Here is a 14,423-nt window from a genome sequence, read left to right as displayed (position 1 = left end):
ACTGCTCACTAAAAACTGCTCACTGTATACTGGTTTAAGGTACTTCAACTTCATTTATAATTTTATTGATAATATCAACAGAGGTAATGTTTTCAGCTTCAGCTTCATAGGTAACCCCAATTCTATGACGCAATACATCATGAACAACAGCACGAACATCTTCTGGAATTACATAACCACGACGTTTTATAAAAGCATAACATTTGGCCGCATTGGCTAAATTGATACTTCCACGCGGAGAAGCTCCAAAACTGATTAACGGCTTCAAGTCGGCCAATTTATATTTCTCTGGATAGCGCGTAGCGAAAACAATATCAAGAATATATTTCTCGATTTTTTCATCCATATACACTTCGCGAACCGCTTCCTGTGCACGTAGAATTTGTTCTACCGAAACAACTTGGTTTACTTTCTCATAACTACCTTTTAAGTTTTGACGAACGACCATGCGCTCTTCATCCATTTTAGGGTAATCAATAACCGTTTTCAACATAAAACGATCGACTTGTGCTTCCGGAAGTTGGTACGTTCCTTCTTGTTCAATTGGGTTTTGAGTTGCCAAAACCAAGAAAGGTCTGTCTAGTTTAAAAGTAGTGTCACCAATGGTCACTTGCTTTTCCTGCATGGCTTCTAACAATGCCGATTGCACCTTAGCCGGCGCACGGTTTATCTCATCTGCCAAAACGAAATTGGCAAAAATAGGCCCTTTTTTGATAGAGAACTCATTTTGTTTAATGTTGTAAATCATTGTTCCCACAACATCTGCTGGCAATAAATCTGGTGTAAATTGTATTCTGCTGAACGATCCGTGTACCGCTTGGGAAAGTGTATTTATAGCTAGCGTTTTTGCTAGGCCCGGAACACCTTCCAATAAAATATGCCCTTGTCCAAGAAGTCCAATCAATAATCTCTCAATCATGTGCTTTTGACCCACGATCACTTTATTCATTTCCATTGTCAAGAGGTCGATAAATGCGCTCTCTCTTTCGATTTTTTCATTGATTGCTCTAATGTCTAAAGTCGATGTATTTTCTTCCATATCGTTATATTTAAAACCTTGAATTTAATGCCTTCTGTTTGAGAGTGCAAATTGAATTATTTTTTAGAGGTAAGATGTTAAAAAATGGTTAAAACTTCGAATAAAGACCTAATTTTAAGGACGAATTGTGATACAATTTTTATATTTTTAAGAACTTTGAAAAATATACTTTCAATTAAGAAAATTACGCGTTTCAGTAAAAAATAAAAACCATGAGTAAAACGACATTATCACCTATTATTGCAGGTACTATGAATTGGGGAGTTTGGGATAAAAACCTAACTTCAAAGGAAATGGAAAGTATGATCCATGTCTGTTTAGAAAACAAAATTACCACCTTTGACCATGCCGATATTTATGGTGGTTACACCACTGAAGCTGATTTTGGAAAAGCATTTGCTTCGAGTAAAATAGCCAGAGAAAAAATGCAGCTAATTTCCAAATGTGGGATCCAAATGCTAGCTGAAAATCGTGATACTAAAATCAAACATTACGATTACTCTAAGTCGCACATTATCTGGTCAGTTGAACAATCGTTAAAGAATTTACAAACTGATTATTTAGATGTATTTTTGTTGCATAGACCTAGTCCGTTGATGCAAGCAGATGAAATTGCCGAAGCGGTAGAAAAACTAAAATCAGAGGGGAAAATAGTCGACTTTGGACTTTCTAATTTTACCAGTTCTCAAACCGAATTGATTCGTCAAAAAACAGAAATAAGTTACAATCAGGTCCAGTTTTCGGCAACAAATTTTGAGCCTATGATTGACGGAAGTTTTGACTATATGCAGCTACATAATATTCGTCCGATGTCTTGGAATCCATTAGGATTTATTTTCAGAAATGACATTCCGCAAACCCATCGACTGAAAAAAATATTGGCAACAATGGTTTCAAAATACCATTTAGGCGCTGATACGGTTTTACTTTCTTGGGTTTTAAAACATCCAGCCAAAGTGATTCCAATTGCAGGAACAGTAAATGTTGCCAGAATACAATCATTGATGAAAGCCGTCGAACTAGATCTTGAAAAAGAAGATTGGTTTTCAATCTGGGCAGAAAGTATGGGGCAAGACGTTCCTTAAGTTGAATAAAGATTGTCTTTTTAAAAAATTAAAAATGAAATCCAATAGTACTGATTTCGACAGAAATAATAAACCATGAGTAAAACAGCCTTAATAACCGGTGCAACCAGCGGAATCGGAAAAGCAACTGCACAAATTTTAGCAAAAAACAATTATAAAATTATCCTTTGCGGAAGACGCGAAGACCGAATGGCGGAGCTTGAAAAAGAACTTTCTAAACTCACAGCGGTACATACTTTACTTTTTGATGTACGCGATAAAAAAGCCGTATCAGAAAGCATCGCTTCCTTACCTGAAGCCTTTTCTACCATCGATATTCTTATTAACAATGCGGGTAACGCCCATGGCTTAGACCCTATTCAAAATGGAGATTTAGACGATTGGGACGCTATGATCGACATCAACGTAAAGGGTTTATTGTATGTTTCTAAAGCCATCATCCCCCAAATGATTGAAAGAAAATCAGGTCATATCATTAATATTGGTTCCACTGCCGCAAAGGAAGTATATCCAAATGGGAATGTATATTGTGCCACAAAACATGCGGTTGACGCCTTAAATCAAGGCATGCGCATGGATTTAAATCCTTTTGGAATACGAGTGGGTGCTATTCACCCCGGAATGGTTCAAACTGAATTTAGCGAAGTGCGTTTTAAAGGAGATACGGATAGAGCCGAAAAAGTGTACCAAGGCTTCACGCCTTTGCAGCCAGAAGATATTGCCGACATTATTCACTTTGTGGTGTCCAGACCCTACCATGTCAATATTGCCGATTTAGTCGTAATGAGTACCGCTCAGGCTTCTTCTACTATTATAAAAAAAGATTAAAGCGACGCATTTAAGGTAATTAGTTTTTTAAACACATAGAAACATAGTTTATATTTTAGCTTTTGTAGACGTTTCACTTTTTTTGAAGTAAAAAACAGCTTTGTGAATAGAGCCCAAAGCTCCTGCAAACTGCGCAGTCCTTCTTATTTATCTGTTTCTATGTGTTTTAATTTTTAAATATTTCACCCAACGGTTTAATAAGCAACAACAAGTATTCTAGATGATTAACAAACGCCTTTTAATTAAAAACCTGCTCGCGCAAAATGATGAGAGTAGCTTTTATGACAAAAAGCGTCAGTTGAACTTGCATACTCGGGAAGGAAAAGCCAAGTTTTTAAAACATATTTGCGCTTTATCCAATTCAAACCCTGCCAATAATTCTTACATTGTGGTAGGAGTCGAAGATCAAGACAATGAAATCGTGGGTGTCGATTTTTTTGATGATAGCCACATTCAAAATTTAGTGAATGCCTATTTAGAACATCCACCCAAAATTCAATATGAAAATGTCCCTTTCCCAAATTTACCAAAAGACAAAGTGGTTGGATTAGTGACCATTAAACCAAAAAACAACACCTCCTATTTTAAAAAAGGAATTTATACTATTCTAGCCAAAAGTGTCTTTATTAGACATGGTAGTAACACAATGCCAACGGTAGAAAAAATTAAAAAGAATTTTCAAAACTCGGAAACCGTAATTGGGATAGAGAATAATGCTCGAAACAACATCAAATACACCTTGGACGGCGTATTTGATTTTATGAATTTTCGCCACAAAGACATGGCGCCCAAGTACAAGGTTTTCAAAGAATTATTTGTGATTTGCTGGGCCGGAACTCCAAAAAAAGTAAGAGATAAAACATTTTTGTCCCGTGTTGACATCGAACTGATCAATGAGCAAATTAAATTGTTCTATTCCGATCAAGATGTGGTTACCATTACTTATGATGAAGATACTTTTACCATTACTGAATATCTTTCTTTGGGACTAAATGATAAAACGAGTTATTATCCTCTAGAGAAACAGACTATTTATTTTTATGAAAACGGTTATTACAAAATAGAAAACGAGATGCTTTTCCAACCACCGGAATTCAGTCGAAAAATGCTTTATCACATTTACAATTCCAATCTTGCTTTGTTAGAAAAAATAAAAAAAGGGCTGACATTAGTCGCGAGTGAACACAAGGACCTAGAAAACGTTCCCTCGACATTCATGATTTGTTACCTCAACGGCTTTGAAGACGCCAAAGAAAAACTGATAAATGCAAAGTCCCTTTTAAAACCTTATCCACAAATTTACGTGTCCTTTAAGGAAGCACTGCGAATTTTGAGGAAGATGAAATATGATGTGAAGTGAAAAATTAAGGAAGTAATGGAAAAACTAATGTATAAAAGCTTCCTTTACCAACTTGCATCCGTAATTTACAAGTACTTCTTGTACCCCATCAAAATTTGAAAAAAAGTCAAGTTGCGTTTGCTAGGAAACCATCAATAGATCAATTTTTTCTTAAAAAATGCCTTTCACTGCTTTATCTTAAAAATGACAGACTGCAAAAAAAAGTTCATTGATAAAATTGGCAACAATTCGAATAATTAGTAGCGATAAAACGATAAGTGTATTCATTGCAAAAAGTTTTTATGTAAAATTACTTCAAAATACCACAGTAAACAATCACTAAATTTAGTGATATTTATGTAGTCCAAAAATAAGCTTTTTATTTAAAAATCAACAACTTAAATAAATAAATGAATATATATTTTATTGTGCCTTCAATCTAATTCAACTAATTTTCTAAAGATCCTGCTTTCTCCTCTCTCACTTTTCTTGCAGCCTAATTGTATCCATTTGCTCTTGACCGCGACTGAGGCGGCCATACTAATAGTGTGTTATTATAGTTTACTAAAATACTTTAAACAAAATCAATTCCCTTTTGTTTGGTTTTGCCTCCTAATTTATTTTTAAGATAACTAGATAAAAATCCTCACTTCCCAACTCTTTTCCTTAATTTTATGGATTAGAAAAAAAACATTTTTGTTGTTTTTTATAATCCCGATTGACCATACACAAAATGAGAACATTAGTTATAGGCGACATACACGGCGGTTTACGCGCACTGCATCAAATTATGGAAAGAGCCAAAGTCACCAAAAAAGACACCCTGATTTTTCTGGGGGATTACGTTGATGGCTGGAGCCAATCTCCACAAATTCTCGATTACTTAATTGAATTGAATACTACGAACACCTGCGTCTTTATCAGGGGCAATCACGATGAGTTATTATTACACTGGTTAAAAGACAGCAAAGACAATCTTATGTGGTACAAACACGGAGGAGAAGCAACCGTTATGGCTTATGAAAAAGTGGATGCAACAACAAAAGGCATACATATTGAATTCTTACAGTCGTTGCAGGACTATTATCTTGACAATAAGAATCGGCTTTTTGTTCATGCCGGCTTTACGAACATGAATGGCGTCACATATGAATTCTTTCCTAAATTATTTTATTGGGACAGAACTTTGTGGGAAACGGCACTTTCATTAGACCGAAGCATCAAACCCAATGATTTGCTCTATCCAAAACGATTGACTTTGTATGACGAAATCTACATAGGTCACACTCCTGTTACCCGCATAGGAAAAACAGAACCCGTACAAATGGCTTGTGTCTGGAATATGGATACAGGAGCCGCTTTTAAAGGACCATTAACCATAATGGATGTTAACACAAAAGAATTCTGGCAAAGTGAGCCCTTGAACACTTTGTATTTTGACGAAAAGGGCAGAAATTAAAATTAATAAACTAATTTTGTATGAATTGTATTAAATATTAAAAAGTATGAAAAAAGTATTCACATTATTATTATTATCAACTGTATGGTTGACAAATGCGCAAGCTTTTAAAGGAAATGGAGATGTTAAGGGTCAAGTAGGTCTAAATCTACAAGATGGAGGTTCAGGAGTTTTTATTTCTTCTGATTTTGGTATTGGCGAAAACATGTCCTTAGGACTGACTGCTAATTACTTACTATCTGTTGCTTCTGATGAATTTGGGAACACGCCTGAATTTGGTGATCGAATTGATTTAAAAGCACGATTTAATGCTAATTTAGGCAACGTTATGCAATTAGATCCAAAAATGGATGTTTATCCTGGTTTAGATTTAGGATTAAGAAACTTTGGAGCGCATCTTGGTTTCCGTTATTTCTTTACCGATGGTTTTGGATTATTTAGTGAGGCGGGATTTCCAATTGCTAAATACGACAAAAATATAACTGAATTTGACCATTTGAACAACCAATTTACATTCAATATTGGAGCTTCATTTAATTTGTAACGAGAAAAAAATTACTCTATTTTTACAATAAAAAAAGGCAATTTGAAAATTTCAAATTGCCTTTTTTAGTTTATGTATTTTAGGTACTACAAATCAAATTTTATTCCTTGTGCCAAAGGCAAATTTTTATTTTATTTATCTGCTCGATTAATAAACGCACTGATCTAAAGACTCGCATTAACGAATATTCTTTTTAACACTCCATTCTTTTCAATTCCTTGAACAACTAATTTAAATTTTTTTTGAGTTTTATGAAAAACTTTACAATGAATCAATTTAATATGACCTAAATAAAAATCATCTTTAAATACCTTAACAGCTTTTTTATCAAAAGAGTTTTGAGGTTCTAATTCATAATTTAAAATATCTCCTATTGAAACTTTATCTGAAGCTATTTCAGCTTCAGATAAACCAGTTATTTCAGTCACAAATGACAAATTATCTTCTGGGTTAAAATCGGCCAAAAACTCAAAGCTATCAGTCGGCAACATTCCTTGTGTAAAAGCTAACATGTAATATTTATCTTCCTTCTTCTTTAAATCAACACCCCAAAAATCATAAAACTCTTTTAAGTCAGGTCTCTCACTTCGCATTAGTCGTTGACCAAAAATTTCAATTACATTTTCGGTATAAACTTTAGTCGTGTCTGGAAAACCTTCATAATGTATAAACCCTAATTTTTTCGCCTTAACAACTTCGTCTTGATTATATTGAAAGCGGATTCCCTCCGAAGCACTTTTTTTAATTGTGCCAACAGATATTCTACTACTGCCTTTGCCTGGTCGCCAGATAAGGTGTATGTTTCCTAATGCTTTCATAAAAGTTTAATTAATTTTTCTATGCGCAAAGTTACCAATTTAAACATCAACTGCTTTCTCGATTCCGACAATTTAAATTTAATTAAATCTTTCGGAAGATTAACATCAATATTGTCAATTATATTTTTTATTGTTTCTGCGTTATATTTCTCTTCCACTCTAGCTATAAATTTTTGTGTCTCAGTTGGATAATGCACTAACAACAACTTTACTAGTTCAAAATGTTTTCTTTTTTTTTCATTCCCTTCCCAATGAATTTCGGATTCTCCTTTTTTTATATATGCCTCTATCATCTGAGAGTCATTGAGCATTTTAAGAACTTTTTCATCTAAATGCTCTCTCCCTAGACAACAACCACTATCGTAAATTGGAGCTAATTTATGCTTAACTTCGAATTTTACGACAAGACTAGGGTTTTCTAATATTTGTTCAGATTTGATACTATCATCTGTAAAAAACCTTCTGCTTAATCTTCTTATTTTCCTATAAATACTTCGTTCCTCTACTTTAGAAACAATATCTTTTTCAAGTTTTTTTTCATGTATTATTTCATGCTTTGTTATTATACCCCAATTCTCTTGATGCCTATCGGAATTCCCAATAATACTATCGAAGATAATAATTTCGACAATATTTTTGATATAGCAATCTAATGAAAAACTTGTTAAAGCATTACAAATAAACTGAAATGTATAGTCCTTTTTATCTATATCAGGATTGTACCGAGCATTAAATCCCGTTAAATAAGTCTTCCCTTCTGTTAATTTATTTTTAAACCCCAAAACCATCGATTTTGAAAGACAACCAATCTCTTGTTTATGCTTACTGTCATATGCTATGTCGTAGTCCAACATTGGAAAACCCAAAAATTGACCAATTTTTGAGGATATAATTTCAGACCAAAATTCAGTTGGATATCTAATTTCTCCCTTTGGAGTTTCTTTAGATCCTTTAAAAAAATATTCGTCATTTGTCTCTGGTTCCAAAGCAATATACTTACTTCTTGTTCCACCTGTGCTATAATGAACATTTTTATGCCAATCGGAAATATCTGTAAATGTTGCTTCAAATTGGTTCATTTGATGAATTTATTTTAATAAAAAACGCTTAATCTAAAGTAGAAAAAGCGTTTGATATAACCATCTATTTTTAATTTTTTTACAAATCAAATTTTATTCCTTGTGCCAAAGGCAAAGAGGTTCCGTAATTGATTGTATTAGTTTGACGACGCATATACACTTTCCATGCATCTGAACCTGACTCACGTCCACCACCTGTTTCTTTTTCTCCTCCAAAAGCACCACCGATTTCAGCACCTGAAGTTCCGATATTTACATTGGCAATACCACAATCTGATCCAGCAACAGATAAGAAGTGTTCTGCTTCTCTTAAGTTGTTTGTCATAATCGCAGATGATAATCCTTGAGCTACTCCGTTTTGAACGTCAAGCGCATTTTCTACAGTTCCAGAATATTTCAATAAATACAATACTGGAGCAAAAGTTTCGTGTTGTACGATTTCGAATGAATTATCTGCTTCTGCAATTGCAGGTTTCACATAACATCCACTTTCATACCCTTCTCCTGAAAGAACACCACCTTCTACGAGGATTTTACCACCTTGTTCTACTACTTTAGTCAACGCTCTATTGTACATTTCGACAGCATGCGTATCGATTAGCGGTCCAACGTGATTGTTTTCGTCTAATGGATTTCCTATGCTTAGTTGCTTATAAGCAGCCACAACAGCATCTTTTACTGTATCGTAAATACTTTCATGAATAATTAAACGACGTGTTGAAGTACATCTTTGTCCTGCAGTTCCTACAGCTCCAAAAACAGCCCCGATAACAGTCATTTTTATATCAGCATCTGGGGTAACGATGATTGCATTGTTTCCACCTAATTCCAATAATGATCTTCCTAAACGACCTGCTACAGTTTGCGCAACGATTTTCCCCATACGAGTAGAACCTGTTGCCGAAATTAACGGTACACGTTTGTCATTAGTCATCATTTCTCCTACTTTGTAATCTCCGTTGATTAAACAAGAAATTCCTTCTGGAAGATTATTTTCTTTTATTACCTCAGCAATTATGTTTTGACAAGCAATTCCACAAAGAGGTGTTTTCTCAGATGGTTTCCAAACGCAAACATCACCAGCGATCCAAGCCAAAGCGGTATTCCAAGCCCAAACTGCTACTGGAAAGTTAAACGCTGAGATAATCCCTACCACTCCTAATGGGTGATACTGCTCATACATTCTATGTTGCGGACGTTCAGAGTGCATTGTTAATCCATGCAATTGACGAGAAAGACCTACTGCAAAATCACAGATATCAATCATTTCCTGAACTTCTCCATATCCTTCTTGTAATGATTTCCCCATTTCGTAAGAAACCAATTTACCTAAAGCGTCTTTATTTTTACGTAATTTTTCTCCAAACTGACGCACGATTTCACCACGTTGCGGTGCTGGCATCAATCTGAATGTTTTAAAAGCTTCAGTAGCAGATTGCATTACTTTTTCGTAATCTGCCGCTGTAGAAGTTTTAACTTTCGCTATCAATTGACCATCTACAGGCGAATAACTTTCAAGGATCTCTCCATTTGAAAAATGATTTAATCCTGTTGAAGTTCCTTCATTTATGTCTTTTATGCCCAATTGTGCCAAAGCCTCTTTCATTCCGAATTGATTTGCTATTGTTATCATTGTAACTTTTTTGGTTGAAATTGTTATATTATTTTTTTGTAAAGATATTGTTTAAAGACGTATTATACAAAAATCATCTTATAAAATATCCTTACAAATAGACTGCTTCTTACCAAAGCCCTTTTTTCTTATTGCTTTTTTTCTAGATTGAAAAAAATACAGATTTGCGTGTGCAATTTCCTAGCCCCGGTAGTAGCGGCATCCTTTTATGGCCTCGTTAAAAAACGAGGCCATAAAAGATATAGCGGATGACGGGAAATCGCTCCTAACTAATACAGCAACCTTTATAAATTTTACTCTTTAGTCATAAATCGAGGGTCAGATTCCATAACTGTTCCACATTTTTCACAGGTTCTCAATGTTAGTGACTTGTAAAAATCTTCAAAATGAGGTAGGAAATCTTTTTCGATATCGTTTAGCTCAAAATATACTTCGTGTAACTTATGATTGCAGCTTTCACAAAACCACAACAAGCCATCTGTATAGCCTTGCCCTTCTCGTTTGCGCTCAATAACAAGTCCAATTGAATCGGGAGAGCGAACTGGAGAATGTGGAACTTTTGCAGGATGCAGGTACATGTCACCGGCATGAAGCTCTAACACATTGCGCTCGCCATCCTCCTGGGTAATAACTTTTATAGAACCCTCCAATTGATAAAACAGCTCTTCAGTTTCATTATAATGAAAATCTTTCCGAGCATTAGGCCCCGCAACAATCATGACAATATAATCACCAGAATCCCTATATAAATTTTTATTTCCAACAGGTGGTTTCAACAATTGACGGTTTTCATCAATCCATTTAGTAAGGTTGAAAGGTTTTGAAATTGCCATTTTATTTGAGTTGTTAAATTAATGTTGCGCTAAGTTACTAAAAAGTCTCAAGCGGTAAAGTTTATAAAATCATAAACTATTACTAAGGGTTAGTTATGCATTAGCTATTGGGAGGCGGAACAAAAATGTATTTCTTTCATTTGAGTCAAATCTGTACTACGACCATTAAATAAAGCTTCTATTTTACCTCTTTGATCAGATAAATATAAACCGGAAAATGATCACTGAAACCAACTTCATTCTCCGAATGTCGTTTAGGATATCCTTTATATTGACCAGAAGTTTGTATCAAAAAAGACTTGTTGTATATCCCTGCTTTCCAATAATTAAAAGAGATAAAATTGTTTTGAATCAGCGATTGAGAAACCATAATTTGATCAAAAATGTCCCAGGAGTCTCTGAAAGCTATAGTACCCAAACCTTTTTTGGCCATATCCTCAAAAGGATTGTATATTCCCAACGGGAGTACATCCGCTTTATTGGCTTTAGCGCCAAGGGCAATTTTCACACTTCTATTGTAAGGCCCGTCATTTAAATCTCCCATCGTCAACACTTTTGCATTTGGGTTTATCCGCTGCAAAGAGTCAATTATATTTCTATTTAATTCCCCCGCTGCTTCTCTAAAAGGACTTGATTTTTTCTCGCCGCCCGAGCGTGAGGGCCAGTGATTGACAATAATGTTAATTTCCTCCCCATCCAAAAAACCAGTTACTAAAAGCTGATCTCGGGTAAAGACACGATTATTTTGAGCGCTTGTTTGTAGGGTATCATCCAATTTTTCATCGGCTTCTACTTTAGACTTCACTATTTTTACTGCTTCTTTTCGATAGACGATTAACGGAATGTTGGTATAAGTTGTAGGTCGGAAATATTTTTTTTGATACAATAAAGCCACGTCGATTCCTCTCTTATCTGGCGAATCAAAATGGATGATTCCATATTCTTTATCCGCTATTTTTGACTCTTTGATCAAGTCTTCAAGAACCCCTCTATTCTCTATTTCAGAACAGCCAATGAATGTTGGTGAATTTGTGTTTTCAGAGGAACCTATTTCAAGTAAAACCCGGGAAAGATTCTGCAGCTTTTGATGGTATTTTTTTGACGTCCAGTGTTGGTCTCCTTTTGGCGTCCATTCATCGTCATTTGTAGCGGGATCATTTATGGTGTCAAAAAGATTTTCAAAATTGTAGAATGCAACGGTATGGATCGCATATTTTTTTTGCTGACCAAATCCATTTACTACTGGTAGAATACAAACCAACATTAAAATCACTCGTGAAATTCTCATATTTGAACTGTAAAAAATTAATTGTAATCGGCAATAGCAGCAACTCCTTGAGTAAAAATACCTCATTTTTACAACAAAGAGCTAATTATTTTTGAAATTCATTATCTTTGGTTTTTAGTTAATTTCATTGCTATCCAATATTTTAAATGTCCTCGAAAAACAAAAATATGCACCACACTCGATTTTGGTTTATAAATAGTAGTTTTGGTTTTTATAAAGCCTTGGTTTTATTTTTTGTTTTAAATTCTTTCAACAGTCAAGCCCATACAACAATGACAACACCACCCATTTTACAAAAAGGAGATACCATCGCAATTTTGGCGACAGCCAGAAAAAATATTGACGATAACCTACAACCTGCCATCGATTTATTACACAGCTGGGGACTAGAAGTTGTTATTGGAAACACCATTGGATTAGACAATAATCAATTAGCAGGTACTGATGCACAAAGAGCATCCGATTTTCAGAAACAATTAGATAACCCAAATATCAAAGCGATTTGGTGTGTAAAAGGCGGTTATGGCACAGTCCGAATTATCGATATGTTGGACTTCACCAAATTTAAACAAAGCCCAAAATGGATTGTTGGTTTTAGCGACATTACCGTTTTACACAATCATTTAAATACAATGGGATATAAAACCATTCATGGAATTATGCCCATTACTTATCCGAGAGCAACTACCGAGGCCGTTGAAAGTTTGAAACTGGCATTATTTGGCAATCCTATCCGCTACGAGATTACTCCCGACCCTATGAATCGCTTCGGAACCGCTTCAGGTGAAATCGTAGGTGGAAATTTATCAATTCTCTATAGTTTATTAGGTTCTAATTCCGCTATTGACTGTAAAGACAAAATCTTATTTATTGAAGATTTAGATGAATACCTTTATCATATCGATCGCATGATGATGAATTTAAAACGCAATGGTTGTCTGGAAAGTATAAAAGGTATTATCGTAGGCTCCATGTCTAAAATGAAAGACAACGACATTCCCTGGGGAAAAAACGCCATTGAAATCATTGAAGATATCACTAAACAATACCGCATTCCGGTGGTCTATAATTTCCCAGCGGGACATATCCGCGACAATAGAGCTTTGGTTTTGGGAAGCATTGTTCATCTTGAAGTTAGTGCCGAAAAGAGTATTTTACAATTTGAGTAGAATGATCCTCCCGCCGGCCGCCTCCGAAGGAGGCGGATATTGTACGGAAGTAGATTGTGGATAAACTATATCTATTTTCTGAAGCTTAATCACGAAATGCTAAAATGATTGCAGAAGTCTGGAAACTGAACACTGAATACTGTAAACTAAAGAAATGGCTGAACACAATGAATTAGGGAAGTTGGGAGAAGAAATGGCAGTCGAGTTTCTTAGGAAAGACGGCTATACTATTTTAACTACCAATTGGACTTTTCAAAAGGCAGAAATTGATATCATTGCCAAAAAAAACAACATCCTCGCTATTATTGAAGTAAAAACCCGCTCTTCTCTAGAATTTGGTTTGCCCCAAGATTTTGTGAAACCCAAAAAAATTCAACTTCTTGTAAAAGCAGTTGATGCCTATGTTATTGAAAAAGATCTGGATATTGATGTCCGTTTTGACATCATTGCGATACACAAAGAAGGCAAATCTTGTGTTATTGAACACCTTATCGATGCATTTTATCATTTTTAAGTAAATTTTATTGATGTTGTATTTATAACAAAATGTTTTTTATTTATATTTGCACCGTGTTTTAACACATAAAATGAAAAATATTTAAAATTATGAAAACCGTTTCTTCAATTGTCGAAAATTACATCAAAACAAAGCCTTTTCTTTTAAACGCATTATCTCTCGGAATTATTAATCTGACTTCATTATCGAGAAATATAATGTCAGAATTAGAAAGTGAGTTTGGCAAAGAAGTAAAACAAGGCGCAGTTGTAATGTCGCTAAAGAGACTAACGGAAGAATTGGATTTTAGATTGAATCATAAAATCAATAAGGTAATAAAAAACATAGGTGAAATAACTGTACGTTCCGCTTTGACTGATTATACATTCGCTGTTTCTGAAACAGTTTTAAACAAACAAGCTGATTTAATATCAGACATCAATGCTTTTCCCGATGTGTTTTACACCTCATCCAGAGGAGTAAATGAAATCAATCTTGTTGTGAGCAACAGTGTGAATTATTTGGTTGACAAACATTTTACCAATGAAAAACTGATACAAAAACTAGATAACCTGGCATCCATAACCGTTAAATTACCAAAAGAGAACATTGTCGTTCCCGGTATTTATTATTTCATCTTTCAGCGTTTAGCTTGGGAAGGAATCATCATTAATGAAGTTATATCGACTTCTAATGAGTTCACGATTTTAGTTAGCGAAGAACAAGTAGATGTTGCTTTTAAAGTGATTAAGGATTTGAAGAATTAAAATAAAAAAATACGATTTATATAGCTGAGCTTCCCTCTTTCAAAAG

The 14,423-nt window shown here is 34.6% G+C and carries 14 protein-coding genes; 8 read left to right on the top strand and 6 right to left on the bottom strand.

From position 1 onward, the window contains the following. Positions 1 to 34 precede the first annotated feature (34 nt). Positions 35 to 1,039, bottom strand: a complete 1,005-nt coding sequence (locus tag AC4PRO_RS03480) for an AAA family ATPase (protein WP_074720541.1) — start codon at positions 1,037 to 1,039, stop codon at positions 35 to 37. A 212-nt stretch (positions 1,040 to 1,251) separates the two neighbouring features. On the opposite strand from AC4PRO_RS03480, the gene AC4PRO_RS03475 reads away from it, so the two are divergent. The 5 genes from AC4PRO_RS03475 (at position 1,252) to AC4PRO_RS03455 (ending at position 6,294) form a co-directional block, all read left to right on the top strand. After that, entirely contained in the window at positions 1,252 to 2,124 is an 873-nt protein-coding gene (locus tag AC4PRO_RS03475; RefSeq protein ID WP_492116334.1) for an aldo/keto reductase, read from the top strand. 75 nt (positions 2,125 to 2,199) lie between these two features. Continuing rightward, a complete protein-coding gene (locus AC4PRO_RS03470; protein WP_492116333.1) occupies positions 2,200 to 2,952 on the top strand; it encodes an SDR family NAD(P)-dependent oxidoreductase in 753 nt (250 codons plus the stop codon). Positions 2,953 to 3,172: 220 nt separating this feature from the next. Further along, entirely contained in the window at positions 3,173 to 4,312 is a 1,140-nt protein-coding gene (locus AC4PRO_RS03465) for an ATP-binding protein (protein WP_492116332.1), read from the top strand. A 712-nt stretch (positions 4,313 to 5,024) separates the two neighbouring features. Continuing rightward, the gene (locus AC4PRO_RS03460; RefSeq protein ID WP_492116331.1) at positions 5,025 to 5,750 is read left to right on the top strand and encodes a metallophosphoesterase; all 726 of its coding nucleotides are present in this window, start codon (positions 5,025 to 5,027) and stop codon (positions 5,748 to 5,750) included. Between the two features lie 46 nt (positions 5,751 to 5,796). Further along, positions 5,797 to 6,294 (top strand): DUF6646 family protein, encoded by a 498-nt coding sequence (locus AC4PRO_RS03455; protein WP_492116330.1) that lies wholly within the window; start codon positions 5,797 to 5,799, stop codon positions 6,292 to 6,294. 164 nt (positions 6,295 to 6,458) lie between these two features. Here AC4PRO_RS03455 and AC4PRO_RS03450 read toward each other — a convergent pair whose 3' ends face one another. The 5 genes from AC4PRO_RS03450 to AC4PRO_RS03430 all read right to left on the bottom strand — a co-directional run bounded on the left by AC4PRO_RS03450 (position 6,459) and on the right by AC4PRO_RS03430 (position 11,945). Beyond that, entirely contained in the window at positions 6,459 to 7,112 is a 654-nt protein-coding gene (locus tag AC4PRO_RS03450) for an HIRAN domain-containing protein (RefSeq protein ID WP_074720529.1), read from the bottom strand. Beyond that, a complete protein-coding gene (locus tag AC4PRO_RS03445) occupies positions 7,109 to 8,191 on the bottom strand; it encodes a HipA domain-containing protein (RefSeq protein WP_492116329.1) in 1,083 nt (360 codons plus the stop codon). Before AC4PRO_RS03445 ends, AC4PRO_RS03450 begins: the two co-directional genes overlap by 4 nt. A 79-nt stretch (positions 8,192 to 8,270) precedes the next feature. Further along, a complete protein-coding gene (gene amaB, locus AC4PRO_RS03440) occupies positions 8,271 to 9,824 on the bottom strand; it encodes an L-piperidine-6-carboxylate dehydrogenase (protein WP_492116328.1) in 1,554 nt (517 codons plus the stop codon). Positions 9,825 to 10,117: 293 nt separating this feature from the next. Continuing rightward, a complete protein-coding gene (locus AC4PRO_RS03435) occupies positions 10,118 to 10,657 on the bottom strand; it encodes a 3-hydroxyanthranilate 3,4-dioxygenase (RefSeq protein ID WP_074720523.1) in 540 nt (179 codons plus the stop codon). A gap of 178 nt (positions 10,658 to 10,835) precedes the next feature. Further along, positions 10,836 to 11,945, bottom strand: coding sequence for an endonuclease/exonuclease/phosphatase family protein (locus AC4PRO_RS03430; protein ID WP_492116327.1), 1,110 nt, complete (start codon positions 11,943 to 11,945; stop codon positions 10,836 to 10,838). Positions 11,946 to 12,217: 272 nt separating this feature from the next. Here AC4PRO_RS03430 and AC4PRO_RS03425 point away from each other — a divergent pair, with 272 nt between their 5' ends. The 3 genes from AC4PRO_RS03425 (at position 12,218) to AC4PRO_RS03415 (ending at position 14,377) form a co-directional block, all read left to right on the top strand. Next, on the top strand, positions 12,218 to 13,114 hold the full coding sequence (locus AC4PRO_RS03425) for a S66 peptidase family protein (protein WP_492116393.1): 897 nt from the start codon (positions 12,218 to 12,220) through the stop codon (positions 13,112 to 13,114). Positions 13,115 to 13,268: 154 nt separating this feature from the next. Then, positions 13,269 to 13,628 carry a YraN family protein gene (locus AC4PRO_RS03420; RefSeq protein WP_492116326.1) on the top strand — a complete coding sequence of 120 codons (360 nt, stop codon included), beginning with the start codon at positions 13,269 to 13,271 and terminating at the stop codon, positions 13,626 to 13,628. A gap of 92 nt (positions 13,629 to 13,720) precedes the next feature. Beyond that, positions 13,721 to 14,377, top strand: a complete 657-nt coding sequence (locus tag AC4PRO_RS03415; RefSeq protein WP_074720515.1) for an aspartate kinase — start codon at positions 13,721 to 13,723, stop codon at positions 14,375 to 14,377. The last annotated feature ends 46 nt before the right edge of the window (positions 14,378 to 14,423 follow it).

The sequence above is a fragment of the Flavobacterium sp. DW-iso2 genome (assembly GCF_058725285.1).
This window is presented reverse-complemented; position numbering and strand designations above follow the sequence as displayed.

Excerpts from the sequence above, each read along its gene's own strand:
- AC4PRO_RS03480 (WP_074720541.1), bottom strand. The coding sequence starts at position 1,039 with ATGGAAGAAAATACATCGACTTTAGACATTAGAGCAATCAATGAAAAA.
- AC4PRO_RS03475 (WP_492116334.1), top strand. The coding sequence starts at position 1,252 with ATGAGTAAAACGACATTATCACCTATTATTGCAGGTACTATGAATTGG.
- AC4PRO_RS03470 (WP_492116333.1), top strand. The coding sequence starts at position 2,200 with ATGAGTAAAACAGCCTTAATAACCGGTGCAACCAGCGGAATCGGAAAA.
- AC4PRO_RS03465 (WP_492116332.1), top strand. The coding sequence starts at position 3,173 with ATGATTAACAAACGCCTTTTAATTAAAAACCTGCTCGCGCAAAATGAT.
- AC4PRO_RS03460 (WP_492116331.1), top strand. The coding sequence starts at position 5,025 with ATGAGAACATTAGTTATAGGCGACATACACGGCGGTTTACGCGCACTG.
- AC4PRO_RS03455 (WP_492116330.1), top strand. The coding sequence starts at position 5,797 with ATGAAAAAAGTATTCACATTATTATTATTATCAACTGTATGGTTGACA.
- AC4PRO_RS03450 (WP_074720529.1), bottom strand. The coding sequence starts at position 7,112 with ATGAAAGCATTAGGAAACATACACCTTATCTGGCGACCAGGCAAAGGC.
- AC4PRO_RS03445 (WP_492116329.1), bottom strand. The coding sequence starts at position 8,191 with ATGAACCAATTTGAAGCAACATTTACAGATATTTCCGATTGGCATAAA.
- amaB (WP_492116328.1), bottom strand. The coding sequence starts at position 9,824 with ATGATAACAATAGCAAATCAATTCGGAATGAAAGAGGCTTTGGCACAA.
- AC4PRO_RS03435 (WP_074720523.1), bottom strand. The coding sequence starts at position 10,657 with ATGGCAATTTCAAAACCTTTCAACCTTACTAAATGGATTGATGAAAAC.
- AC4PRO_RS03430 (WP_492116327.1), bottom strand. The coding sequence starts at position 11,945 with ATGAGAATTTCACGAGTGATTTTAATGTTGGTTTGTATTCTACCAGTA.
- AC4PRO_RS03425 (WP_492116393.1), top strand. The coding sequence starts at position 12,218 with ATGACAACACCACCCATTTTACAAAAAGGAGATACCATCGCAATTTTG.
- AC4PRO_RS03420 (WP_492116326.1), top strand. The coding sequence starts at position 13,269 with ATGGCTGAACACAATGAATTAGGGAAGTTGGGAGAAGAAATGGCAGTC.
- AC4PRO_RS03415 (WP_074720515.1), top strand. The coding sequence starts at position 13,721 with ATGAAAACCGTTTCTTCAATTGTCGAAAATTACATCAAAACAAAGCCT.